The organism is Aeromonas sp. 30P, assembly GCF_051919805.1.
Lineage (GTDB): Bacteria > Pseudomonadota > Gammaproteobacteria > Enterobacterales > Aeromonadaceae > Aeromonas > Aeromonas veronii.
Window position 1 is genome coordinate 1,713,673 of sequence record NZ_JBQBEA010000001.1, and the last position, 24,899, is coordinate 1,738,571.

The window sequence follows — 24,899 nt, forward strand, 5'->3', positions numbered from 1 at the left end:
GCCATGGCCTCTCCTTTTTATGCGCGCAGATAGGGGAAAAGGAGTTATGTGCCCAGATAGGTGCGATCGAAGAAGGTGTTTACCCAGTGGGGGCGGTAGATGGCCAGCACCGTCATCGCCATGCCGTTGAGCAGGGCTTCGGGGAAGAGCAGCAGTGGCCAGATGGAGAGGTAATCTGCCGTGATGGTGTGCCAGGGGTAGCTGTCGCTCAGCCCCATCAGCAACGCGCTGGCGGCCACCTTGACCGAGATGGTGATGGCGCCACCGAGAAAGGCGGCCACGAAGATATAGACAAAGAGATGGCGAGGCAGCCAGGCCCAGCTGGCCAGAAACAGCAGCCAGCTGGTGGCCACCGGCAGGGCGATGCCCACCAGTGCCTGCCAGCCAAAATCGGCCAGATTGGTGACACCGAAGTAACCGAGCACCAGCAGGGTCAGGCAGGGGGCGAGCAGTGCCAGCCGCCAGCCCAGCAGCAGGGTGAGGGAAGTGAGCCCGAGAAAATGGACCTCCAGCCCCTCATGCAGACCGGCCCTTAGATACCAGAGTGGCACCAGCGCGATGGCACTGCCCAGCAGCAGGTGTTGATAGAGGGGGTTGTCATGGAGGGTCTGCCACAGAGAGCTGCGCAGGCTGAAAGCCAGCAGTACCAGCCAGATCAGAAGGGCGGCGAGTTGTCCTTCACTCATCTTGTCGTCCATTTATGCAGTAGAGTCCGGGCGGCCTTCCCGACCGCCCATAGCAGAGCAGGCTGACGAATCAGCCTGCTTTTACCATCAATATTTGACGTTGTTGTGGTACTTGCCGAGGATGCCCTTGACCCGTTCCATGGTCTCCTTGCTGGGGGGCTTGATCCCGCTCAGCTCGTACGGGTCGCCCAGCACATCCCACTTGTGTTTGCCGAGCTCATGGTAGGGGAGCAGCTCCACCTTCTCCACGCTCTCGCCCAGCTCGGCGATGAACTGACCCAGCCCTTCGGCGCTCTCGTCGTCATCGCTCCAGGTCGGCACCACCACGTAGCGGATCCACATGGTCTTGCCTTTGGCTGCCAGATAGCGGGCAAACTCCAGGGTGTATCTGTTGCTGACGTGAGTCAGCGGAATGTGTTTCTCGTCATTGATCTGTTTGATGTCGAGCAGCACCAGATCGGTCTGGTCGAGCAGCTTGTCTACCTGTTCGTCGAGATGGCGGACGAAGCCGTTGGTGTCGAGACAGGTGTGGATCCCTTTCTCTTTGCAGGCGGTAAAGAGTTCGGTAATGAAAGCGGGTTGCAGCATGGCTTCACCGCCGGACGCTGTCACGCCACCGCCGGAGGCATTCATGAAGTGGCGATAGCTGGTGATGTCACTCATCAACTCCGGTACGGTCACTTCGCGGCCACCTTCGGTATCCCAGGTATCGCGGTTGTGGCAGTACTTGCAGCGCATCAGGCAGCCTTGCATGAATACGATAAAGCGTATTCCCGGGCCATCGACAGTGCCGCAGGTTTCGACGGAATGGATCCGGCCAACGGTGCCGTGAGCTCCGGCTGGCTGGCTGATTTCAACGGCAGGGATCCGATTAATGACAGACATAAACAACTCCAACGATTCGAGCAGGCCGTTATTTTATTACATAAACCCCTATTGATCCTACACCTTTAGTCCGGCGCCCGGCTGCCAAGCAGCTGCTCCAGCCCCTTGACGGTGAGCGGCCGACTGGTGAGAAACCCTTGATAATGCTGGCATCCCAGTGCTTTGAGGATGGCCAGCTGCGCCTCCTCTTCCACCCCTTCGGCGGTGACGGTAAAACGAAAGACCTGGGCCAGATCGAGTATCGCCTTGACGATGGCTCTGTCCTGTTCGCTGTGTACCAGGGTCTGAATGAAGCTTCTGTCCAGCTTCACCTCATCGGCGGGCAGATCCCGCAGATAGGCCAGCGACGAGTAGCCGGTACCGAAGTCATCGATGGAGATGAGGATGCCGAGCTCCTTGAGCTGGCGCATTCTGGCAATACTCTCCTGCCTATTCTCCAAGACTACCGATTCGGTCACCTCCAGCAGCAGGCGGGAGGGGGGCACACCGGTGTCGCGCAAGATGTACTCCACCTGTTGTACGAAGCCCTGGGTGTGGAACTGGCGGGCACTGACGTTGACCGACAGATGGGGGATCTGCAGGCCACGGTTGAGCCAGAAGCTGTATTGGGCGCAGGCGGTCTTCATCACCCAGTAGCCGATTTCGAGGATCAGGCTGGTCTCTTCGGCGATGGGGATAAACTCCCCGGGCGGTACCATGGTGCCGTCGCTGCGCTGCCAGCGCAGCAGCGCCTCGATACCCGACAGCGAGCCATTGTCGACCCGGTATTGCGGTTGGTAGTGGAGTTGCAGCTCGTGGTGACGCAGGGCATCGCGCAGCTCATTGGTAAGGGTCAACCGGTTCTTCTCATGCTGGGCCATCGCCTCGGTAAAGAAGACGTAGTGGCCCTGACCGGCGCGCTTGGCCATGTGGGTTGCGGTGTCGGCCTGTTGCATCAGGACCAGATGATCCGTCTCGTTGCCGGAGAAGAGGCTGATCCCCACCGAGGCGCTGCAGTGCAGTTTGTGATCGCCGATGTCGAACGGGGTGCGAAACAGCCCCATCAGCTCGCGGGCGAAGTGCTCTGCCAGAATTTTGGCGGTGACTTCCCCTTGTCCCAGCTGGGTAAAGAGCAGGGCAAACTCATCCCCCGAGATGCGCGCCTGCACCAGATTGTCCTGGGGCAGCTCCCTGAAACGCTGCACCACGGCCTGTAGCAGCAGATCGCCGCAGGCGTGACCAAGGGAGTCGTTGATCGACTTGAAGTTGTCGAGATCCACCAGCAGCAGGGCACCCCACTGGCCGTTGGAGGCGCTCAGGGTCTGCTGCAAAATATGGTTGAGGCTGCGCCGGTTGTGCAGACCGCAGAGATCGTCGTAGTAGGCGAGCTGCTCGATATGTCTGGCCGCCTCTTTTTCCTGGGTGATGTCGTAGAAGCTGCAGATGAAGTGGCTGAGCTCCCCCTGCTCATCCTTGACGCCGTTCACCATCAAGCGCACCGGAAAGAGATGACCATCTTTGTGCAGGCAGCGCTCTTCCCCGAGCCAGAACTCCTGCTCGTTGACGGTGCGGCTGACATCTTCTTTGAGATGATCCCCGTAGTAGGTGGGGCGCAGCTTGCGAATGGAGTGACCGATCACCTCTACCTCGCCAAATCCGGTGATCCGGCTGAAGGAGTGGTTGACCTTGAGGATGATGCCGTTGTGATCCATCACAATCAGCCCATCGTGGGTATTAAAGGCTACCTCGGCCAGCCGCAGGGCATCGTCGGTGGCGAGGCGCTTGAGTTCGATGGCGGCCCGCTTGTGCTGGCTGCTCAATAGATCCAGCAGCTGTTCGGGCTCCTCAAGGGGGGTATCGAGCAGCAGGGTGATCTGGCCAATGGGGGCGCCGCTCTGGCCATGGAGCGGAATGCCGATGTAGGCGCTGGCATTGAGGGCCAGCAGCCGGGTCGCCTTGGGATAGCGCACTGGCAGATCTTCCACATAGATGGCCTGACCATGCTGGAACAGCTCCTGAGCGGGGCCGGGGTCGAGCTGGATTGGCTTGAGTGTGGAGCAGATCTCCTCGTTGATGACGCAGCGGGGGATGATCCAGAGATCCTGACCGCGGGGCTGGAACTCGCCGATCCAGCCCACCCGGGCACCGCTGGCGCTCATGGCCCAGCTTACCAACGTCTTGCAGTAGTCGATGCCGGTCTGCTGGTGCAGCTCGGGCGGGAGGGCCAGCTCGGCGCGGTGCTCTTCCGGTTGCGGTTGCCAGTGGCCGAGCAGCTGGGCGCTGCTGCGCACCAGCTGCAACATCTCCTCGCTAAGCGGGGTGGGATCGAGATACTCCAGACTCAGCACCCCGAACAGCTTGTCCTGCTCCAGCAGGGCACCATCGAGGCGTGAGCGCACACCGGCACTGGTCAGATAGAGGTGATTGCTCAGCATCGGCTGGTGGGCCGCTTCCGAGAAACTCAACGATTTGCGGGTACGCAGGGCGCGGATATAGCGGCTGTCACCACGAATGGGGTAGAGCGCCTCGACCCCCAGGGTGAACACCGGGGTGAGTTGCTCGCTGCCGAGATCGCCGTTGGCCTGATAGTGCCAGAGGATGAGCCGATCGGCCCCCAAACTCTCTTTAAGGGCCTCGAGCAGGGGCGCATACTGTTGCTGGCTCGCCATCTGGCTGAGGCGCGGCAGTTGCAATGCCAGATCGGCGATGGGCTCCTGGCGAAGGTTCTGCAGACAGATGAGCCAGAAGCCATCCTGCTCGTGAGCGAGGGCGATGTGCCAGAGCTGGCTGGCAAAGCGCACGGTGATCTTGCCGCCATGGCCGTTGGCCAGCAGTTGTTCGATGGGCAGGCGCAGGGCATCGGGCAGCTGGGCAGGCCAGGGGGCACGCGGCTCGTCGAGCCAGTAGAGCGGGGTTTGCATCACGTCGGTCAGGGCGACCAGCCGTTGACTGCGCAGATCCAGACGAAAAAAAAGCGGCGTCTGGAGGGCAGGAGGTAGATGACTGAGTGCGGTAGACGACATGAACAAACAACATCCTGTTAAGCAACCGTCGGGGTTGCAAGAATACTGCAAAATGGTGTGAAACAAAATTTCATTGAATTCTAAATTAGAAAAGTCTAATTTATTGCCCATTATCATGTATGAGGAGTCTTGCAGATGAAACGGATCCTGATTATCGGTGGTGTCGCGGGGGGCGCATCGGCGGCGGCTCGTGCTCGTCGTTTGAGTGAAGAGGCAGAGATCGTGATGTTCGAGCGGGGCGAGTTTGTCAGCTTCGCCAACTGCGGTCTGCCCTATCACATCGGGGGCGATATCCCCGACCGGGATGCCTTGTTGCTGCAGACTCCCCAGAGTTTCAAGCGCCGTTTCAACGTCGATGTGCGGGTCTTCCACGATGTGATTGAGATCGACAAGGCGGGCAAGACCTTGCTGGTGCGCAACCTGCAAACCGGTGAAGAGCAGCGCGAGCATTACGATGTGCTGCTTCTGAGCCCGGGGGCTGCGCCGATCCGTCCTCCCTTCCCCGGTATCGACAGCCCCCATGTCTATACCCTGCGCAACATCCCGGACATGGATCGCATTCTGGCGGCCCTGCATCACGATCAGCCGCGCCACGTTACCGTGGTGGGCGGCGGCTTTATCGGGCTGGAGATGATGGAGGCGCTGCATCAGCGCAAGCTGGATGTCACCCTGCTGGAGCTGGCCGATCAGGTGATGGCACCGGTGGACAAGGAGATGGCCAACATGCTCCATGCCCGCATCCGGGAAGAGGGGATCGACCTGCGCCTGCGCACCGGCCTCACCGCCATCGAGAGTCTGGATCTGCCTGCCGAGAAGACCTCCGCCGTACCGACCGCCAAAAGCGGTGGCCTGCGCCTGACCCTCAATGACGGTTCCCATCTTGATACCGGTCTCTTGATCCTCGCCATCGGCGTCAAGCCGGAAACCCTGCTCGCCGCCAAAGCGGGGCTGGAGCTGGGCCCACGGGGCGGCATCAAGGTCGATGCCGGGATGCGTACCTCGGATCCCTTCATCTACGCGGTGGGGGATGCGGTGGAAGAGATAGACTTCGTCACCGGCGAATCTGTGCTGATCCCGCTGGCTGGCCCGGCCAACCGGCAGGGGCGCATCGCCGCCGACAATATGCTGGGCCGAAGCGAAACCTACAAGAAGACCCAAGGGACAGCCATCTGCAAGCTGTTCGATCTGGCGGTGGCCAGCACCGGCCTCAACGAGAAGCGACTGGTGCAACTGGGATTGCCGTTCGAGAAGGTTTATGTCCACCCGGGCAGCCACGCCGGTTACTACCCGGGTGCCCATCCGGTCAGCCTCAAGCTGCTGTTTGCCCCGGATGGCAAGATTTACGGTGCCCAGGCCATCGGCAAGGATGGCATCGACAAGCGCATCGACGTGCTGGCGGTGGCCCAGCGCGCCGGTCTCACCGTGTTTGATCTACAGGATCTGGAGCTCACCTATGCGCCGCCCTTTGGATCGGCCAAGGATGTGATCAATATGGCGGGCTTTGTGGCAAGCAACCATCTGAAAGGGGACACCCTGCTCTGCCACGTGGCCGAGGTGCAGGCTCGTAACCCCCATCAGCTGGTGGTGGATGTGCGCAATGGCCCGGAGCTCGACAAGCTGGGGCGGATTCCGGGGGCGCTGCATATCCCCCTCGACGAGTTGCGTGTTCGCCTCCATGAGTTGCCCAAAGAGAAAGAGCTGCTGATCAGCTGTCAGGTCGGGCTGCGCGGCCATGTCGCCTGTCGCCTGCTGAGCCAACACGGCTTTAAAGTGAAGAATCTCTCCGGCGGCTTCAAAACCTGGCAGATGGCCACCGCCGAGTAACCGTTTTATTTCTGTGCCTGTTTGCCCCTCTCCCTTGTGCGTGCAAGATGAGGGGCTTTTTGTTTCTGCTTTTCGCCCTCCTTGCATTCCCTAATTGCAGCAATATTTCGACACACTTTATTTCCTGTGCCGGACAAAATTAACGTTTTGTTCAGGGGATGGGTGCTATAACCCCTGCCTCGTTCATGATGAACCGTGTAGTAGGGAGAGTGACATGCTGGATATGCTGATGGCCATTTGGCATCAGGATTTTGACGCCCTGGTTCAGATGCAGGCGGTACCCCTGCTGATCAGTTGCCTGATGCTGGTACTGCTGCTGGAGTCCGCATTCGTCTTCCTGCCCCTGCCGGGGGACAGCCTGGTACTGCTGGCCGGTGGGTTGGTGGGCATGGGGGTGTTTGGCCCCGAAGTGACTCTTGTCTATCTGCCGTTGGCTGCTGGCATAGGTTCCGTGCTCGCCTACTGGCAGGGACGGGCACTGCAGCGCACCCGCTTTATGGATCATATCGAACGGATGTTGCCTCCCGACAGCCTGCCCAAGGCGACCCGGCTGCTGAAAAAGTACGGTTTTCTGGCGATGTTCTCCTCCCGTTTTATCCCGTTTGTGCGGGTGCTGACCCCCATGCTGATGGGGATTGGCCGCCTGAGCGTGCTGCGGATGTGCGTAGCCAGCTTTGCCAGTGCCTTTATGTGGGCGCTCTGCCTCAGTTTGGTGGGCAAACTGGCGATGAATACCCCCTTCTTCCTCCACCACAGCGAACTGTTGACCCGGGCCCTGCTGATTACCTCGCTGGTGCTGTTTCTGGCGGCCGTCATGGCCATCCTGTTTCGCTGGTTCAAAGGCGGAGCAAAAAACGAGACCAGCCACGACTAGATGACAACCCTTGCCGCACTGGATCGGTGGGCAAGGGTGTTCTCGTGCTGCTGGGGGGCGGAATTGTGTCCATTCGGGTAATGAGCTTTGTGTCGGGTGAGCAGGATGCCTTATCCTGTTTCCTGCCACGCTGCGTTTGCAGCGCTCCAACTCGGGATGGAACCTATGCGCCTCTTCGACTCTCCCTCTGCTTCTCACCGCTCTATCGCTGAAACCGGCGCTCTGCGCCGCCGCTGGTCAACCCTGCTGCTATCTGGGTTGGCCGGTTTGTTGTTGGCCGGTTGTGGCCCCGACAAGCCTGTCGCCAATGGGCCGACTATAAAGCCTGCCGCGCAGCAGGAAACGGGCGCCCCAAGCGCCGTGGTGCAGGCCAATGCCCGCCAATATCGCGATGCCCCGGCGCTGGCGCTGGTCTTCTCCGGCCCCCTGTCGCCCAAGGCCAATTGGCAGAGCTGGCTCGGGGTCAGTGAGGGGGGCAAGCAGGTGCAGGGGGAGTGGATCCTCGCCGACGATGGTCGCACCCTCTATTTCCCGAACGTTCAGCCCGACAAGAACTATGAAGTGAGCCTCAAGGCGGGGCTGGGCCCATCCCCCCAGAGCTGGACCCTCAAGACCCGCCCGCTGGAGGCGGGAGCCTCCTTTACCGCCAGCGGCATGGTATTGCCGCTGCGTCAGGAACTTCGCTTGCCCATCAGCGCGGTCAACGTGGATGAGGTCAATATCGATTTCTTTCGGGTCGATGCGGAATATCTGCCCCGTTTTCTGGCGGAATATCGCCCCGGTGCCGGCATGGGGAACTGGGAGCTTGAGCAGATCACCAAGCGGGCCAAGCGGGTATTCAGCGGCCGCTATGCGCTGGAGCTTGATGCCAACCGGCGCGAGACCCGCCTCATCAATGTGAAGGAGCCGCAGTTGGCGGAGGCTGGCGTCTACTTTGCGGTGATGTCGCCCCTTGGCAACTACGACTGGCGCAAGGAGACCACCTATTTCGCGGTGAGCGACATGGGGCTCAGTGCCCGCCGTTACCGCGATCAGCTGGAGGTGTTCGTGAGCTCCCTGGCCAGCGCCGACCCGCTCAAGGATGTGCAGCTCTCCCTGCTCGACGAGAAGGGCAACCGGCTGCAGGTACAACAGACCGACAACCGTGGTCACCGGCGCTTTGACCAGGTGCAGGGGGCTCGCCTGCTGCTGGCCGAACAGGGCAACCATCTGGCGGTGCTGCGCCTCGATGGGGCTGCACTCGATCTCTCCACCTTCGATCTCGGCACCCAGCCCTGGCAGGCCCAGCAGTTGTATCTGTTCAGTGGGCGCGATCTCTATCGCCCCGGCGAGCGGCTCGACAGCGAGATTTTGCTCAAGGGGCAGGATGGCCAGCTGCTGCCGGGCATGGCGGTGGAGCTGGAGGTGAAGCAGCCGGACGGTCAGCTGCTCGAACAGAAACGGCTGCTGCCGGACAATTTGGGCGCGGCCCACTACGGTCTGCGCCTGCCGGACGATGCGCCGCTCGGGCGCTGGACCATTAACCTCAAGACCGCCGCTGGTAGTCGTTTCGAGTGGCCCTTTTTGGTGGAGGAGTTTTTGCCGGAGCGGCTCAAACTGCAGCTTGGCAAGGGGCCGGATGGTGAAGTGACGGATCTGGACGCCGCCCTCACCCTGCCGCTGCAAGGGGACTATCTCTACGGTGCACCGGCGAGCGCCACCAAGGCCAAGGCAGAGGTGAAGATCAGCCGCGCCACCATGCCCTTTACCCAGTGGCAGGAGTTCACTCTGGGTGACGTGCTGCTCGCCGAGCAGGCCAAGGATCTCGAGGCGCGCAGTCTCACCCTCGATGCGCAGGGGCAGGGGACTTTTTCGCTTGCTGATGAGCTCGATGGGGTGCGAGCCCTCGGGCCGCTGGAGGTGGCCTATCGGGTGTCGCTCTCCGAGCCCGGTGGCCGCGCCGTCAATCGCAGCCGCACCCAGTATGGCTGGCCTGCGGGCAGCCAGTGGCCGGCACTCAAGGCCGATTTCGTGGCGGATCGGGTGGAAGGGGGCAAGCCGATCCCCTTCCAGATCCTCAACCTCGATGAGCAAGGTCAACCGGTGGCGGGGGCTGTGAAGGTGCGCCTTATCAACGAGTACCGCGACTACTACTGGCACTACGCCGATGGCGAGGGGTGGAAGTACGAGTTCAACAGCCAGCCTTATCTGGAGCAGGAGCAGACCCTGCAGCTGGATGGCAAGGGGCCGACCCCCCTAAGCTGGCAACTGGCGGCGGGCTGGTATCGATTGGAGGTGGAGAACAGTCAGGGCCATCAATCCAGCCTGCGGGTGGAGATCGGCAGTTACGCCTGGGGCGGCGGTGGCGAGCAGGCACGGCCCGACAAGATTGCCATCACCCTCGACAAGCGCGCTTATCAGGCGGGCGACAAGGCCAAAGTGACGCTGGTAGCCCCGCGCCCCGGCAAGGGCTTGCTGCTGGTGGAAGATGGCGACGGTCTGCGCTGGTGGCAGCGCATCGAGCTCAAGGGGGCCGCTGGCGATGCCAAGGATGCCCGCGGCGAGTTCGAGATCCCGGTCAGTCCTGAGTGGCAGCGCCATGACTTGCATATCTCGGCCCAGATCGCCGCGCCAGACAGCGCCTCCAAACCGGTCAGCAAGCAGCAGGGACAGAGCCTGCGCTCGGTCGGGCTGGTGCCGCTCACCCTGGACCGGGAAGCTCGCCGTCTGCCGCTCACCCTGAGCGCGCCTGATAAAGCGGTGCCGCTTACCCGGCTGGAAGTAACCGCCACCTCCACCCCCAATAGCCAAGGCCGTGTGGTGCTGGCGGCGGTGGATCGGGGCGTGCTCAATATCAGTGATTATCAACCCCTCGACCCGTTCGAGATCTTCTTTGGCCGCAAGCGCTTCTCCCAAGATTTGTTCGACAACTACGGCCAGGTGATCCCGCCGCAGGATGGCAAGCTGGCCCGCCTCAACTATGGGGGCGATCGGGCGCCGCTGAAAAAGGGAGGCGCGCTGGAGAGCCGGGTCGAGATAGCAGCGCTCTGGAGCGGCGAGGTGAGTTTTGACCAGCAGGGCAAAGCGGTGATCCCGCTCGATTTGCCCAATTTCAACGGCGAACTGGCGCTGATGGCGCTGGCCTGGAACGAACAGCAAGTCGGCGAGGCCGAGCGCGCCGTCAAGGTAGTGGCGCCCTTGGTGGCCGAGATCGGCTGGCCGCGCTTTGGCGCCAGAGGGGATGAGACCCGGGCGCTGGTGCAGCTGCGCAACATGAGCGGCGAAGATCAGACCCTCTCCCTTGTCTGGACCCTCAACGGCGGGCTCAAGGCAAATGGCGAGCTGCCCGGCACCCTGGCTCTTAAAAATGGCGAGGAGCAGTGGCTGACCCTGCCGCTCACCGTGACCGGGGCGAGCGGTGTAGCGAGCCTGCAGTTGGCGGCCAGTAGCAAGGATTTTGCGATAAGTCGCGACTGGTATTTGCCGCTGCGCTCCCCCTGGCCGGCCGAGACTCGCCAGCGTTACCAGATGCTGGCCCCCGGCCAGCAGATGAGCTTTGCGCCAGCAGAGCTGGCCGGGCTGGATCGCGCCAATCTGCAGGGGCTGCTCAGCCTCTCCGGCACTCCCCCCTGGGATCCGGCAGCCCAGTGGCAGGCGCTGGCCGACTACCCCTACGCCTGTCTGGAGCAGACCCTGTCCCGTGCCTGGCCTTACTTGCTGACCACGGCGGATGAGCGGGCCGCCTGGAGCAAACCCGCAGAGGGCAAGAACGCGGTGAGTGAGGCGGATGTGCAACGCGCCCTGCTGCAACGGCTGCAGCGGTTGCAACTGCCCAGCGGCGGTTTTGGCCTGTGGGATGGTCGCTCCGACGAGGAGCAGTGGCTCACCGCCTATGCCGCCGACTACCTGCTGGCGCGCAAGGAGGCGGGTGACGCCGTGCCGGAGGCGATGCTTAATCAGGCGCTGAACCGGCTGCAAAGCTATCTCACCGACAGCCAGTACGGCGAGCGTTGGAGCAGTGCCCCCGAGCACAGCCGGTTGGCCTATCAGGCCTACAGTGCCTATGTGCTGGCCCGGGTGGGCAAGGCGCCGCTCGCTACCCTGCGCCTTATCTGGGAGCAGCAGGCCGATCACGCTCGCTCCGGTTTGCCGCTTTTGCACCTATCGCTGGCCCTCTCGGCCATGGGGGATGAGCAGAACGCCGCCAAGGCCCTCAATCGGGCATTGGCGACCGAGCGTGGTGACGACTATCTGGGGGATTACGGCTCGCCGCTGCGCGATGCAGCCCTTGAGCTCTCCTTGCTGCGTCAGCACAAGCTGGCTGCGGAGCGCTGGCCTGATCTCAGCGCCAAGGTGGCCGATACCCTGGCTCACCGTGAGTGGCTCAGCACCCAAGAGCGGCTTGCCCTGTTGCGACTCGCCCGCGTCGATCCGGCCGCCGACTGGCAGGCCAAGGTGACTTCCTCTCTTGGCAGTGGATCCCTGAGCGGTTCGGCTCCGCTGCAGCAGAGTGCCCCCGAGGCACTGGCCGCCAGCACCGTCACCAACGAGGGCAAGGGATCCCTCTATGTGCAGCGCACTCTGGTCGGTTACCCCGAACAGGCACCGGCACGGATCAGCAAGGGGATGAGTGTGACCCGCAGCTGGTTCAACAGCGAAGGTCAGCTGTTTGATCCCGCCAAGGTGAAGATGGGCGATCTGGTGGTGGTGCGGCTCAATGTCAGCAGCGAGTCGGCGGTGCCCGATGCCCTGCTGGTGGAGATGGTGCCCGCCGGCTTCGAGCTGGAGAACCCGGCCCTTGGCAACAGCATCAAGCTGGAAGAGCTCTCCATCGAGGGGAAACCGGCGTGGCAGAGCGAGTGGAACGACTATCTCAAGCATCAGGAGTTTCGCGATGACCGCTACACGGCAGCGCTGGATCTGAGTGAGGGGAGCAACCAGCAGCTGGTCTACCTGATGCGGGCGGTGACGCCGGGTCGCTATCAGGTGCCGCCGACCCAGGTGGAGGATATGTACCGCCCCGAGCTGCGGGCCGTGGGTGAGGATATCCATGAGGTGATCATCTCTGAGTAACATTCCCTCCCTTGAGCGGGTTCGCCCGCTCACTTTCTGGCAGCGTGGCTGGCTGAAATTAGGTCGCAGTGGCCACGCTTGCTGGCGCTGGCTTGGTCGCCTGCCACGCTGGCTGCGTTGCTCGGTGCTGGGAGCTGTAGCACTGCTCCTGTCATTGCTGGCGCTAGATAGACTCTTCCCGCCGCCACCGCTCGACCCTGCCTACGCACGGGTGGTGCTCGACATGAAGGGGCGACCGCTGCGCGCCTTTGCCGATACCAGCGGCGTGTGGCGTTACCCCGTGACCTTGGAGCAGGTCTCCCCCCGCTATATCGAGGCGCTGCTGGGTTACGAGGATCGCTACTTCTGGCGTCATCCCGGGGTCAATCCGGTGGCCATGGTGCGCGGGGTCTGGCAGTGGCTGCGTTACGGGCGCGCCGTGTCAGGCGGCTCGACTCTCACCATGCAGGTGGCGCGTCTTATCGAGCCCTACCACCGGAGCGTGCCCGGCAAGCTGCGCCAGATGGCGCGCGCACTGCAGCTTGAGTGGCACTACGACAAGCGCACCCTGCTCACAGTCTACCTCAACCGGGCGCCGTTTGGCGGTAACCTGGAGGGGGTGCAGGCGGCAAGTTTTGCCTACCTTGGCAAGAGCGCCGCCAAGCTGACCTATGCCGAGGCGGCGCTGTTGGCGGTGCTGCCGCAGGCCCCCAGCCGCAACCGGCCGGACCGCCACCCCGAGCGGGCCCGTGCCGCCCGTGACAAGGTAATGCAGCGGCTGGTAGCGCAAGGCGTCTGGCCCGAACAGGTGTGGTTGGAGGGACGTATCGAGCCGGTGCTGGCCCGCGGTCACTTCACGCCGATGGAGGCGCCGCTCTTTGCCCGCCTTGCCGCTGACCATCAGGCCGGGGCGCTGGTGCACACCACCATCGACGGGGATCTGCAGCGCTGGCTGGAGGGACGGGTGGCGAGCTACATTCACCGTTTCCCCGAGCAGACCTCAGCAGCGTTGCTCCTGGTAGACAACAAAACCATGGCGGTGCGCGCCTATGTGGGTAGCGCCGAGTATGGCAATTTGCGCCGCCACGGTTATCTCGACATGGTGCAGGCAATCCGCTCTCCCGGCTCCACCCTCAAGCCCTTTATCTACGGTCTGGCGATAGATGAAGGGTTGGTGCACTCGGCCTCCCTGCTCTCCGATGCGCCGAGGCTGGGGTCTGACTATCGCCCCGCCAACTTTTCCGGCGCCTTTCAGGGGCCGGTGACCCTCGCTCAGGCGCTGCAGCAATCCCTCAACGTGCCGGCGGTGCAGGTGCTGGAGGCGCTTGGGCCGGACAAACTGGTCAGCCGCCTCGACAACGCCGGAGTGCGGCTGGCGCTCTCCGACAAACCCAATCCTGCCATCGCGCTGGGGGCGGCGGGCATTCGACTCGAGCAGCTGGTGGCGCTCTACAGTGCGCTGACCCGGGAGGGGCAGGTGGCGATGCCGGTTTGGCTGGCGGGGCAGCAGGCGGTGTCACGTCCCTTGCTGAGCCCGGGAGCGGCCTGGATCATCTGGCAGATCCTGAGCGCGCAGGGGCGCGCGGATCAGCCCTTTGCCAGCGAGGCGACCGGCCGGGTCAACCGACTGGCCTGGAAGACCGGCACCAGCTATGGCTATCGCGACAGCTGGGCCATGGGGGTCTCCGGTCGCTGGACCATCGGCGTCTGGCTTGGGCGCCCCGACGGGACCCCCATGCCCGGTTTTTACGGCCAGAGCGCGGCGGTGCCGCTGCTGCTCTCGGTCTACTCGCGGCTGGCCGACAACAGCCCCCTGCCGGCACAGCCCAATACGGTGAGCGAAGCCGAGATCTGCTGGCCGCTGGGGCGCAAAATGAGCGCGACCCTGCCTGAGGCCTGCTTGCAGCGTCAGAGCGCCTGGTTGCTGGAAGGGCGCGATCCTCCCACCTTGCCGGATCCCATGGACTGGCCCTCGCCGCTGCGTCAAGTTGCATTGACCGCCGCGGGCAAGCCGACGCTGATCCGTTGCCACGATGCGGCGCAATCCGGTTTTCGGGCCCTCTGGCCATTGTCGCTGGAGCCGTGGCGGTCCCCCGGAGAGCGACGGCAGGCGCTGCTGGCCAGCGGCTGCGCGGGGGAAGAGCAGAGCGCCGAGCTGCAGGCCCCTATTCGCATTGTGGCGCTGGGGGAGGGCAACCTTATCCGCAGCCAGCGCTATCGGTTGCAGCCCAAGATGCTCGGCGGTGTCGGCAAACCAGCCTGGTTTCTCAACGGCCAGCGGCTGCGCTGGGACGGGGATCAGGTGCTGAATGTGGCGGGTCGTTATCAGCTGGTGGTGGTGGACGAGGCGGGTAACAGCGATCGCATCGAGTTTCGCGTGGTGCATCCTGACGGTGATGCCGGCACCATCACCCGTTGAGCGTTTTGCCGACAGCCATTGAGGCGAATGTAATTAACCATTTGAAATGCATCAATATTTGATTGGATGAATTAATTTGTGAATAATTGCGAGTTCATTCAAATCCAATCGGGAGTTCTCTTTTGCTGCGTGTTCTGTGTCCCTTGCTGGTGTTGATGAGTTCGGGCTGTGCCACAACCAATCATGGTGATCACCATGTTTCTCCTGAGCGTACCGGGTTCTATTCACCTTTCGAACCTGCTTCCGAGAGTTTTGCGCGTTGCTATCAGAAACAGTTTGCCTGTACCCCTTCCAATATCCGCCGTGACAGGGCGATGGAGGCGCGCAGGCAGGCGCAAGAGCGGGCCAATCACCGTGGTGATGACTGGTAGGCCGCAGATAAAGAGAGGGGGTGGCAGATGCCAACCCCTTTTTCATTCCACCAATTCAGCCCGGTTGGCGCAGATGACCGAGCCGGGTGAAGAAGTGCTGGCTCTTGCGCTGGTGAAAGTGGCTCTTCTTGATGGGATGGAAGATGAGGTTGCTTTCGGGGTGGCTCGCCTTTAACTGGTGTAGCATGGCTACGGCGGGCAGGCTGGTGCTGACCAGGGTGGTGAGTGGCATGCTGAGGGTCTCGGGCCCGAGCAGTTGATTGAGCCCTTGCTGAGCCTGCTCAAAGCGGGTCAGGGCCGCCGGGTCGGCATAGCCGCTACCCAGCATGGTGAGCAGGTTGTCGAGGGCCAGATGAAATTCGGCCAACTGCTGGCGAAAGCCGCTGCGCCCGCGCAGGGCGATAAGCTCGGCGAAGGAGATCTCGCCGAGGTGAATGGGTACTTGCAACGGGATTTCGAGGTGGAAGCAATCCTGACCGCCGCGATTGTGGTAGCGGGATTCGAGCAGATGGAGCAGGCGGTCGAGATAGTCGTGATCGGTAATGAGCGCCCCGTCATTGGCGAGTGCCCACTCACGGGCAAGGCGCATGGAGATCAGGTTGGCAAAGCGCCGCGCTATTCTGATCCCACCCTCATCCCGGGTCGCAAAGCCGTGAGTCAGGCAAAAGCCGTGTAGTCGCTCCAGTCCCGCCTGATCCGGGCAGAAGCAGTCGTGGTTGGCCTCCTGACGCCAGCGACCAATCAGCTCCTTGTTGCCAAACACCTTGTGGCGGACGAAATCGGGGGCCACCAGGCCGCTTATCTGGTTCTCCAGTTGCGGGGTAATGGCGGCAAAGAAGGCGGCATCGGGCCGCTCGGCCAGCAGATCGGTCTGCTGTTGAAGGGTATCGAGCAGGGCGGTGAGGCCGCTCTTTTCGCTGACGGTGAAGACGAAGGCGAGCCGCTCCAGATAGAGCAGGGCAAATTTGAGCCAGAGCTCGTCGCGTACCTCCATGCCGGGGTAATAGATATAGGTCTTCATCGGATCAGTCTGTTGTCAAAAATCTGGCGAGGCGCAGGGTCGGGAATATACGCAAGATTGGCGCTGCACGGCAAACACTGCGTGGGGTAATGTGAGCAAACGCTCATCCAGTAGGCGCTGGCCACAAAGTTCTGATATAATTCGCGCCCTTAAATCAAGGTCACCCGAGTCATTACCATGAAGTTCATTATCAAGCTGTTCCCGGAAATCACCATCAAGAGCAAGTCGGTTCGCCAGCGCTTTATCAAGATCCTGCAGGGCAATATCCGCAATGTCCTGCGCCGCTTCGACGACGATGCCCGCGTACGGATGGATTGGGACAAGCTGATCGTGAGCTCCCGCAACGACCAGTTCCGCGAGCAGGCTATCGAAGCTTTGGCCTGTATTCCGGGCATTCAGGCCTTCCTCGAGGTACAAGCCAGCAAGTTTACCGATCTGCACGACATCTTCGAGCAGGTGAAAGCCGTATGGGGCGACCAGCTCAAGGGCAAAACCTTCTGCGTGCGCGCCAAGCGCCACGGCAAGCATGAGTTCTCCTCCCTCGAGGTTGAGCGCTATGTTGGCGGTGGACTGAATCAGCACTGCGAAAGCAACGGTGTGCGCCTCAAGAACCCGGATGTGAAGATCAACCTCGAGATTGACGGCGAAGAGCTCTTCATCGTCAGCGCCATCCATCAGGGCCTGAGCGGCATGCCCATCGCGACCCAGGAAGATGTGCTGAGCCTGCTCTCCGGCGGTTTTGACTCAGGCGTGGCGTCGTTCCAGTTCATCAAGCGCGGCTGCCGGGTGCACTACTGCTTCTTCAATCTGGGCGGTGCTGCCCACGAAATCGGCGTCAAGCAGGTGGCCTACCACCTGTGGAACCGTTTCGGCTCCTCCCACCGGGTACGTTTCACCGCTGTGGACTTCGAGCCGGTGGTTGCCGAGATCCTCGAGAAGATCGACAACGGTCAGATGGGCGTGGTGCTCAAGCGGATGATGATGCGTGCTGCCGCCAAGGTGGCCGATGAATTCCAGATCCCGGCGCTGGTGACCGGCGAGTGTGTGGGTCAGGTATCCAGCCAGACCCTCACCAACCTGAACGTGATCGACCGGGTGACCGACAAGGTGATCCTGCGCCCGCTCATTACTTGGGACAAGCCGGATATCATCAACGAAGCCCGCCGTATCGGCACCCTGGAGTTTGCCGAGACCATGCCGGAGTATTGCGGTGTCATCTCCAAGAAGCCGACCGTGAAGGCCGAGCTCTCCCGCATTGAAGAGGAAGAGGCCAATTTTGACTTCTCCATTCTGGACAAGGTGGTCTCAGAGGCCCGTTACCTCGATATCCGCCGTATCGGTGAAGAGACTGCCGCTGAAGTGCAAGAGGTGGAAACCACCCAGGTGCTGGGCGCTGACGAGGTGATCCTGGATATCCGTTCTGCCGATGAACACGATGAGAAACCGCTGGTGGTGGAAGGTCGTGAAGTGCTGCATATCCCCTTCTTCAAGCTGGCCACTGCCTTTGGCGATCTGCCCAAGGAGAAGACCTACCTGCTCTACTGCGATCGTGGCGTGATGAGCAAGCTGCAGGCGCTCTATCTGAAAGAGAAGGGCTTTGACAACGTCAAGGTGTACCGCCTGTAAGCGTGTTTTTCACTTTCAATAAAAAATCCGGCCAATGTGCCGGATTTTTTTATTTCACAGAGTGAGCAATGACTATCAGGGACAGGGAACCGGAGTGAAGGAGTCTTGCCCCTGACAACGCCAGCCCATTTCCGCCTCCCGCATCTGCCACAGGTTGTTGCTGCGATAGAGGGTCAGGATGTAGATCATGTCGCTCTTGCTGCCGTCGAGGGCGACCGAGAGCACCAAGTCATTGTCCAGTTGCTGGGCATGGATGCGGCTGGGCGTGTCACCATGACCGACGAATCGCAGAGCTACCTCACGGTAGTCATTAACCCAGTTTTGCTGTTGATGGCTTGCCTGGCGTATCTGCTGGTTGAACTGCTGCACTGGCGCCGAGGCCAGTCGTCCAAATACCACTTGTGCTTCGGCGTGGGCTGCCGTCACGTTCGCCAGGAGGAGGGTGGTAAGCATACCGATTTTGCGCATGAGAAGTTCCGGCTAACAACGACTGCTTCTATGACAACAGAAAAGCCTATTTGGTTCAACGCGCGGCCCACAGCGACATGATGACGCTGTGGGCCTGCTCTCAATTGCGTTGCAGCGAGAAGGTTGGCAGCGACAGATGCCAGTAGATAGCCGCGACCCGCAGGCCAAACACGGCCGTCATGCAGATTAGCATGGCCGTTACCCTGTCCATGTTGGCCTCAAGCGCTAGGGTATAGAGAATGCCGCCAAGGATACAGGCGGTGGCATAGATCTCTTTTTGCAGCACCATGGGCACCTCCCGCGCCAGTACATCGCGGATCATGCCACCGGCAACCCCGGTCATGGTGCCCATGATCACGGCAATCAGCCCTGGGGTGCCGAAATTGAGGGCCTTCTGGGCACCGATAACGGTAAAGAGGGCTAGCCCGAAGGCATCCGCCACCGGCAGCACATACCAGGGCATCCTGCGGGGCAGCTTGACCATCCACATACCGATCAGCGCCGTCGCAATGACGACCCAGATATAGAGCGGGTCGCGCACCCAGAATACGGGGGTGGCTCCCAGGATCATGTCGCGGATGGTGCCGCCGCCGATGGCGGTGACCGCCGCCAAAACCATGACGCCAAACCCGTCCATTCTGAGTCGGCCAGCCACCAATACCCCTGAAAACGCGAATACCGCAGTACCAAACATGTCGCTGATGTAAACAATCTGCTCAACCAGTGTCTGCATGGAGAACAACTCACGCCAAATTGTTGATGGGGCCGCGATTTTAGGGGCTGGTGAGCCCAATCGCCAACAGTGCTCGACAAAATTGAGAGTCGGGACGAATTTTTTCTCGCGGCATGAACCGGGTGAGGCTCGTGAGTGCCCTTAGCTCTCCGCCGTTGGCGGGCTTCAGAAGGTTGAGCCCATCACAGGTTTAGGTCCGATTTTTTCCTTAAGTATCCCCCCGACCCGCCGATATATAAGGTAAGCGGCGTTAATGCGATGAAGCGTTGAAAAAAATGCTAAAGACATCCAAAAACGAGCCGTTAAATAAGACGCATCGGGCACAGAAAATAATAAAGCTCGAGCAAATAGAAGAGTAAATTTAATAGCTTAGGAGAATAGTCATGGGCCTTTTTATCAACACTAACGTTTCATCACTCAACGCTCAGCGTAATATGATGAATGCGACCAAATCACTGGATACTTCCTACACTCGACTGGCATCTGGTTTGCGTATCAACAGCGCCAAAGATGATGCCGCGGGTCTGCAAATTTCCAACCGCTTGACCTCTCAGATCAACGGTCTGGATCAAGGTAACCGTAACGCTAATGATGGTATCTCTCTGGCACAAACTGCGGAAGGGGCCATGGATGAAGTGACCGGCATGCTGCAGCGTATGCGTACTTTGGCACAACAGTCGGCTAACGGTTCCAACTCTGCCAAGGATCGTGAAGCACTGCAAAAAGAGGTGGATCAACTGGGAGCAGAGATCAACCGTATCTCTACCTCTACCACATTTGCGGGGACCAAGTTGCTCGATGGTTCTTTCACTGGGAGCTTCCAGGTTGGGGCTGATGCCAACCAAACCATTAGTTTCAGTTTGAGTCAAAATGCGGGCTTTAGCATTTCGGGTATTGCTGAGGCGGCTGCAACTTCTATCACGACAGCTACCGGTGGGACCGTTCTGGTATCAGCTATCTTTGTTGGCGGTAGTGCTGGTGGGATTAGCATCAGTAGTCAAAGTAATGCACAGAACGTTCTTGCAGCAACTGATGCGATGTTAGCGGTTGTGGATGGTAAACGCGCTGAACTTGGTGCAGTACAGAACCGGATGGATTCGACTATTCGCAACCAAGCCAACATTTCGGAAAACGTTAGTGCAGCTCGTTCGCGTATCCGTGATGCTGACTTCGCGATCGAAACTGCCAATATGACCAAACAGAATATCCTGCAGCAGGCAGCTTCCAGTATCCTGTCACAGGCCAACCAGAGACCTCAGTCAGCACTTCAGCTGCTGCAAGGCTAACAAAAGAAAACAGGGCGGTTGTTCAGGCCGCCCTGGTCAAGAGATGGAACAAAGGGGTGTTCGGGTTCGCACTCTGTTCTATCGGGAGAGATATAATTCTCTACTAGTAATGCCAAGTGTTGTCCAGCTGTTCAGTTCTGTCACGCTTGGTCATATTCTCCTGAGCATATGCTCATTTTTAGGCCGGTTCTCCGGCCATTTTTTATTGTGTCGCCAAATTGGCGTCACTCCTCCCAGTGTGTGCATACATCATGCCAAAATTATATTTCCTCAGGCTCATCTATGGGCATGGCTGGAAGGCTCTCCCATAGAGGGTGGGGTGATTGAGTATGTTACCCCTCACAGGAGAAGACTTGCCGCTATCGGCAACAATTTTCCTAAAGCTTGGCTAAATTCTGCCGCTAAAAAGATGACGCAATCGAGGGGTGTTCGGAATCCAACGTTTGCATAGCTGCGGGTAGTCTGTCTGTTCAAACAGGTACCCGCCAGAAGAGAGAGGCCAGTTCAACCTCCTCTTCTACGGTGGGTCGTCACTCAGTTATGGTGACGCAACCCGCAGTCGCATGTTCTTCGGGAGAATTTATTATGGCCATGTTCATTAACACTAATACGTCATCACTGAACGCCCAGCGTAATTTGATGAATACCACCAAATCTCTGGATACCTCGTATACCCGTTTGGCATCCGGTTTGCGTATCAACAGCGCAAAAGATGATGCTGCGGGTTTGCAGATCTCCAACCGTTTAACTTCTCAGATCAATGGTCTGGATCAGGGTAACCGTAACGCTAACGACGGCATCTCTCTGGCACAAACGGCTGAAGGCGCAATGGATGAAGTGACCGGCATGCTCCAGCGCATGCGCACCTTGGCGCAACAATCTGCCAACGGCTCAAACTCAGCAAAGGACCGTGAGGCTCTGCAGAAAGAGGTTAACCAGCTTGGGTCCGAGATCAACCGTATCTCTAAAGACACTACGTTTGCAGGTACTAAATTACTGGACGGCACTTACGGTGGAACTTTCCAAGTCGGTGCTGACGCCAACCAGACCATCGGTTTTAGCTTGTCTCAAGCTGATGGCTTCAGTATCTCCGGAATTGCTGCTGCGGCGAATACTACCGTTGACGTAGGCACCGTGATTGGTACCGCGATTAACGTTACTGCCATTTTTGCTGCAGGTAGCTCCATCAGCATCAGTACTCAGAGCGGAGCACAGCAAGTCCTCGCTGCTGCAGACGTCATGCTGGGAGTTGTGGATAGCAAACGAGCTGAGCTTGGTGCCGTACAAAACCGCTTGGACTCAACCATTCGCAACCAGGCAAACATCTCTGAAAACGTCAGTGCTGCACGTTCGCGCATCCGTGATGCCGACTTTGCGACTGAAACAGCCAATATGACGAAGCAGAATATTCTGCAGCAGGCGGCCTCAAGCGTTTTAGCTCAGGCTAATCAACGTCCTCAATCAGCACTATCTCTGCTTGGTTAATAGTTCCTCACTTTTGTGTAGCAGTCTTGAACTCAAGCGGCCAACTTAAGGCCGCTTGAGTTTTATTGAGCTTTCTGAATACAACCTGGGAAAAGTCGGGTAATGCTTGCGTTATGTCTGCAAGGCTGGTTGAAAAAGTGATGAGAGAAAGCGTTCTGTTTTTGCCAATAATGTCCTAAAGATTGCGACTTGGCCGCCGTTAACCAAGATGAGGCAATCGAGGGGTGTTCGGAATCCAACGTTTGCATAGCTGCGGGTAGCCTGTCCGTTCAAACAGATACCCGCCAGAAGAGAGAGGCTCGTTCAACCTCCTCTTCTACGGTGGGCCGTTGTCAGCTTTGACAGCGCAACCCGCAGTCGCATGTTCTTCGGGAGAATTTATTATGGCCATGTTTATTAATACCAATACGTCATCATTGAACGCCCAGCGTAATTTGATGAATACCACCAAATCTCTGGATACCTCGTACACGCGTCTGGCATCCGGTCTGCGCATCAACAGCGCGAAAGATGATGCAGCGGGTCTGCAGATTTCCAACCGTCTGACCTCCCAGATCAACGGTTTGGATCAGGGTAACCGTAACGCCAACGACGGTATCTCTCTGGCTCAAACGGCTGAAGGCGCGATGGATGAAGTGACCGGTATGTTGCAGCGCATGCGTACGTTGGCACAGCAATCTGCTAACGGTTCCAACTCAGCCAAAGATCGTGAAGCATTGCAGAAAGAGGTTGACCAGCTGGGGTCAGAGATCAATCGCATTTCCAAAGATACGACTTTTGCGGGAACCAAGTTACTTGATGGTTCTTATACAGGTACTTTCCAGGTCGGTGCTGACGCCAATCAGACGATCGGCTTTGCACTTGATCAATCCGCTGGTTTTAGCATCTCCGGTATTGCCGCCGCTGCAGCGACAACTATTGCTACAACGGCAGCTGCTGTTGGTGTCACGACCATTTTTGTTGGTGGAAGTGCTGGTGGTATCAGCATTAGCAGTCAGAGTAACGCTCAAAACGTATTGGCGGCAGTGGACTCAATGTTGGGAGTGGTTGATAGCAAACGAGCCGAGCTTGGTGCGGTACAAAACCGATTAGATTCGACTATTCGTAACCAAGCTAATATCGCGGAAAACGTTAGTGCCGCTCGCTCTCGTATCCGTGATGCGGATTTTGCGACCGAGACTGCTAACATGACCAAGCAGAATATTCTGCAACAGGCCGCATCCAGTGTCTTGGCTCAGGCTAACCAGAGACCGCAGTCTGCTCTTTCCCTGCTTGGGTAATGGGTTGACTAGGCTGACTAAGATGGGAGAGATAAGATGGCAACCGAAATAGGCAATCTGTCATCTGCCAATGGCGCTTCCTTACAGCTAAGTGACAAGAGCGGCCAGGTGGCCGCTCAACTGCTTTCTGGCACGGTAGAGGATGCCGGGACTGTACAGCAAAAAAGTCAGGAGCAGGCAAAGGAAACTGAGCTTCAACAAGTGCAGAGCCAGGCAGATTTTGAAAAACAGGTACAAAACTTGCAGGAATTTGGCAAATTGCAAGGGTGGACCGTTAATTTCAGCATGGAGCAGGAGTCTGGCCAGGTGGTAATAAAGGTAATGGACTCTGATACCCGCTCGGTGATCCGCCAGATCCCTACAGAAGAGTTGATTGCTATCCACAAGCGGATCCAGGCGTTGCAGCAAGGTGAAGCAGGGGCGAACCCTAAACGCGGACTGTTGTTTGATAGCGAGATTTGAACCGAATTGATGAGGAGAAGATAACATGGCCATTACTTCTGCCGGGGCGGGCTCTGGGCTTGATCTTGAGAGCGTCATCGCTGCTAGCGTAGCGGCCAAGAAGGCCCAGCTACAGAAACCGATTTTGACCAAGCAAAACAGTACCCAGATCAGCATATCTGGTATAGGCCAGCTGAAGTCATCCCTCACCGCATTCACCGATATTCTCGATACCTTGAGCAAACCAGGGGCCTTCAACAAGCGAGCAGTCACCATCACCCAAGATAAAGATAACCCGGTGATGAAGGTGGAGAGTAAAAGTGGTGGCTCCAATGGTCAGTACAATATTACCGTCAATAAATTGGCAACCACTAGCCGTGTTGAAGGTGAATTTGCCAGTTCGACAACTCCACTTGTGACTCAGGATGGTCAGTTGACCTTCAAAGCCGGTGACAAGGAATTCAAGGTTGATGTCAAGGCAGGGGATACTCTGCAAGACATTCGTAAAAGTATTAATAGCAACGGAGATAACTTCGGTCTTAGTGCAAATATTGTCAATACTGCCGATGGTAAGGCAAAATTTGTTATTGACTCTGGGATATCTGGAGATGGCAAAGATTTGCTGATCACTGGTAATAATTCTGAGCTGGATATCTTTGCAACTGGTGCTACTGGTTCTGCGATGAGCCAAAAGCAAGCCGCTAGTAGTGCTGAAATTACTGTTGATGGTAATACACTTAAAAGTGATACCAATGTGTTTGACGACTCTATTCAGGACTTAAAATTAACGGTTTTACGTGTATCCGATAAAGAGAGTGATGGCACAACTCTGAAATCCAATAAAGTTGCCATAACAACTGATAAAACTGCGATTCAGGATATGGTCAAGCAGTTTATTGATGGTTATAACGCGCTGCAAGATAAAATGGACGCGTTGGGCAAGCGTAATAGTATCGTCGGTGGAGTTAGACAAGATGATGGTGGCGCGCTCGCTGGTGATGCGAGCACTCGTACCATTAGCAGTTTTATGGCTAATACTGTAACAAATAAAGCAGGTACCAGTACGACTTACTCAACCATCTTTGAAGTAGGCATTAAGATGGATAATAAAGGCAAGTTGTCTCTGGACAAAACAAAATTTGATGATGCTGTTGATAAAAACTTTGACCAAGTCGTTGGGCTTTTCGGTGGAGAAAAGGGTATTGCTGCAACCTTGAATACAGGTTTAAAAGAGTATTCCAAGTCTGGCGGTATGCTGGATCAACGTACAGATGTTTTGAATGCCGATCTGCGTAGCTTGAACCAGAAGCAGGCCACATCAAACGCTCAATTGGTTAAATACGAAGCTTCACTACGTGCTCAATATGGTAGCCTAGACGCCTTGTTAGTGAAAATGAATCACTCAGCGGCAGCACTGCAATCATTACAGATTAATAACAAGAAATAAATTTATATTACGAGGAGCAG

Annotated in this window: 16 protein-coding genes; 10 read left to right on the top strand and 6 right to left on the bottom strand. The window is 58.5% G+C overall.

Annotated features, from left to right (window positions below; genetic code table 11):
• Positions 1–44: 44 nt before the first annotated feature.
• From ACTG2B_RS08025 to ACTG2B_RS08035, 3 genes are all read right to left on the bottom strand, one after another.
• Complete coding sequence (locus ACTG2B_RS08025) at positions 45–686, bottom strand: energy-coupling factor ABC transporter permease (protein WP_439995489.1); 642 nt, start codon at positions 684–686, stop codon at positions 45–47.
• Positions 687–773: 87 nt separating this feature from the next.
• Positions 774–1,571 (bottom strand): pyruvate formate lyase 1-activating protein, encoded by a 798-nt coding sequence (gene pflA / locus ACTG2B_RS08030; RefSeq protein ID WP_005333994.1) that lies wholly within the window; start codon positions 1,569–1,571, stop codon positions 774–776.
• Between the two features lie 65 nt (positions 1,572–1,636).
• Positions 1,637–4,573, bottom strand: a complete 2,937-nt coding sequence (locus ACTG2B_RS08035) for a sensor domain-containing phosphodiesterase (protein ID WP_439995490.1) — start codon at positions 4,571–4,573, stop codon at positions 1,637–1,639.
• A gap of 135 nt (positions 4,574–4,708) precedes the next feature.
• On the opposite strand from ACTG2B_RS08035, the gene ACTG2B_RS08040 reads away from it, so the two are divergent.
• The 4 genes from ACTG2B_RS08040 (at position 4,709) to pbpC (ending at position 14,721) form a co-directional block, all read left to right on the top strand.
• Complete coding sequence (locus tag ACTG2B_RS08040) at positions 4,709–6,397, top strand: FAD-dependent oxidoreductase (protein ID WP_439995491.1); 1,689 nt, start codon at positions 4,709–4,711, stop codon at positions 6,395–6,397.
• Between the two features lie 214 nt (positions 6,398–6,611).
• Entirely contained in the window at positions 6,612–7,271 is a 660-nt protein-coding gene (locus ACTG2B_RS08045; protein WP_005353037.1) for a DedA family protein, read from the top strand.
• Positions 7,272–7,436: 165 nt separating this feature from the next.
• Positions 7,437–12,323, top strand: coding sequence for an alpha-2-macroglobulin family protein (locus tag ACTG2B_RS08050; RefSeq protein WP_439995492.1), 4,887 nt, complete (start codon positions 7,437–7,439; stop codon positions 12,321–12,323).
• A 1-nt stretch (position 12,324) separates the two neighbouring features.
• Entirely contained in the window at positions 12,325–14,721 is a 2,397-nt protein-coding gene (gene pbpC / locus ACTG2B_RS08055; protein ID WP_439996920.1) for a penicillin-binding protein 1C, read from the top strand.
• A gap of 426 nt (positions 14,722–15,147) precedes the next feature.
• On the opposite strand, the gene ACTG2B_RS08060 is transcribed toward pbpC, so the two are convergent.
• Positions 15,148–16,113, bottom strand: coding sequence for a hypothetical protein (locus ACTG2B_RS08060; RefSeq protein ID WP_439995493.1), 966 nt, complete (start codon positions 16,111–16,113; stop codon positions 15,148–15,150).
• 177 nt (positions 16,114–16,290) lie between these two features.
• On the opposite strand from ACTG2B_RS08060, the gene thiI reads away from it, so the two are divergent.
• A complete protein-coding gene (gene thiI, locus ACTG2B_RS08065; protein WP_439995494.1) occupies positions 16,291–17,739 on the top strand; it encodes a tRNA uracil 4-sulfurtransferase ThiI in 1,449 nt (482 codons plus the stop codon).
• Positions 17,740–17,814: 75 nt separating this feature from the next.
• Here thiI and ACTG2B_RS08070 read toward each other — a convergent pair whose 3' ends face one another.
• Both ACTG2B_RS08070 and ACTG2B_RS08075 read right to left on the bottom strand, forming a co-directional pair.
• A complete protein-coding gene (locus ACTG2B_RS08070) occupies positions 17,815–18,207 on the bottom strand; it encodes a hypothetical protein (protein WP_005333978.1) in 393 nt (130 codons plus the stop codon).
• Positions 18,208–18,307: 100 nt separating this feature from the next.
• Positions 18,308–18,940: a trimeric intracellular cation channel family protein gene (locus tag ACTG2B_RS08075; protein WP_005333975.1), complete on the bottom strand. Its 633-nt coding sequence runs from the start codon at positions 18,938–18,940 to the stop codon at positions 18,308–18,310.
• 383 nt (positions 18,941–19,323) lie between these two features.
• On the opposite strand from ACTG2B_RS08075, the gene ACTG2B_RS08080 reads away from it, so the two are divergent.
• The 5 genes from ACTG2B_RS08080 to fliD all read left to right on the top strand — a co-directional run bounded on the left by ACTG2B_RS08080 (position 19,324) and on the right by fliD (position 24,879).
• Positions 19,324–20,226 carry a flagellin N-terminal helical domain-containing protein gene (locus ACTG2B_RS08080; protein ID WP_064336737.1) on the top strand — a complete coding sequence of 301 codons (903 nt, stop codon included), beginning with the start codon at positions 19,324–19,326 and terminating at the stop codon, positions 20,224–20,226.
• A gap of 585 nt (positions 20,227–20,811) precedes the next feature.
• Entirely contained in the window at positions 20,812–21,711 is a 900-nt protein-coding gene (locus tag ACTG2B_RS08085) for a flagellin N-terminal helical domain-containing protein (RefSeq protein WP_064336736.1), read from the top strand.
• Positions 21,712–22,094: 383 nt separating this feature from the next.
• Positions 22,095–22,991: a flagellin N-terminal helical domain-containing protein gene (locus ACTG2B_RS08090; protein WP_064336735.1), complete on the top strand. Its 897-nt coding sequence runs from the start codon at positions 22,095–22,097 to the stop codon at positions 22,989–22,991.
• 36 nt (positions 22,992–23,027) lie between these two features.
• On the top strand, positions 23,028–23,453 hold the full coding sequence (locus tag ACTG2B_RS08095) for a flagellar protein FlaG (RefSeq protein ID WP_064336734.1): 426 nt from the start codon (positions 23,028–23,030) through the stop codon (positions 23,451–23,453).
• Between the two features lie 25 nt (positions 23,454–23,478).
• The gene (fliD, locus tag ACTG2B_RS08100) at positions 23,479–24,879 is read left to right on the top strand and encodes a flagellar filament capping protein FliD (RefSeq protein ID WP_042083792.1); all 1,401 of its coding nucleotides are present in this window, start codon (positions 23,479–23,481) and stop codon (positions 24,877–24,879) included.
• The last annotated feature ends 20 nt before the right edge of the window (positions 24,880–24,899 follow it).

What these genes read in the sequence shown, in the direction of transcription:
- ACTG2B_RS08075 (WP_005333975.1), bottom strand. Translation starts at nt 18,940, where the DNA reads ATGCAGACACTGGTTGAGCAGATTGTTTACATCAGCGACATGTTTGGT.
- ACTG2B_RS08085 (WP_064336736.1), top strand. Translation starts at nt 20,812, where the DNA reads ATGGCCATGTTCATTAACACTAATACGTCATCACTGAACGCCCAGCGT.
- ACTG2B_RS08095 (WP_064336734.1), top strand. Translation starts at nt 23,028, where the DNA reads ATGGCAACCGAAATAGGCAATCTGTCATCTGCCAATGGCGCTTCCTTA.
- ACTG2B_RS08060 (WP_439995493.1), bottom strand. Translation starts at nt 16,113, where the DNA reads ATGAAGACCTATATCTATTACCCCGGCATGGAGGTACGCGACGAGCTC.
- ACTG2B_RS08025 (WP_439995489.1), bottom strand. Translation starts at nt 686, where the DNA reads ATGAGTGAAGGACAACTCGCCGCCCTTCTGATCTGGCTGGTACTGCTG.
- ACTG2B_RS08070 (WP_005333978.1), bottom strand. Translation starts at nt 18,207, where the DNA reads ATGCGCAAAATCGGTATGCTTACCACCCTCCTCCTGGCGAACGTGACG.
- ACTG2B_RS08090 (WP_064336735.1), top strand. Translation starts at nt 22,095, where the DNA reads ATGGCCATGTTTATTAATACCAATACGTCATCATTGAACGCCCAGCGT.
- ACTG2B_RS08035 (WP_439995490.1), bottom strand. Translation starts at nt 4,573, where the DNA reads ATGTCGTCTACCGCACTCAGTCATCTACCTCCTGCCCTCCAGACGCCG.
- ACTG2B_RS08080 (WP_064336737.1), top strand. Translation starts at nt 19,324, where the DNA reads ATGGGCCTTTTTATCAACACTAACGTTTCATCACTCAACGCTCAGCGT.
- ACTG2B_RS08050 (WP_439995492.1), top strand. Translation starts at nt 7,437, where the DNA reads ATGCGCCTCTTCGACTCTCCCTCTGCTTCTCACCGCTCTATCGCTGAA.
- pflA (WP_005333994.1), bottom strand. Translation starts at nt 1,571, where the DNA reads ATGTCTGTCATTAATCGGATCCCTGCCGTTGAAATCAGCCAGCCAGCC.
- thiI (WP_439995494.1), top strand. Translation starts at nt 16,291, where the DNA reads ATGAAGTTCATTATCAAGCTGTTCCCGGAAATCACCATCAAGAGCAAG.
- ACTG2B_RS08040 (WP_439995491.1), top strand. Translation starts at nt 4,709, where the DNA reads ATGAAACGGATCCTGATTATCGGTGGTGTCGCGGGGGGCGCATCGGCG.
- ACTG2B_RS08045 (WP_005353037.1), top strand. Translation starts at nt 6,612, where the DNA reads ATGCTGGATATGCTGATGGCCATTTGGCATCAGGATTTTGACGCCCTG.
- fliD (WP_042083792.1), top strand. Translation starts at nt 23,479, where the DNA reads ATGGCCATTACTTCTGCCGGGGCGGGCTCTGGGCTTGATCTTGAGAGC.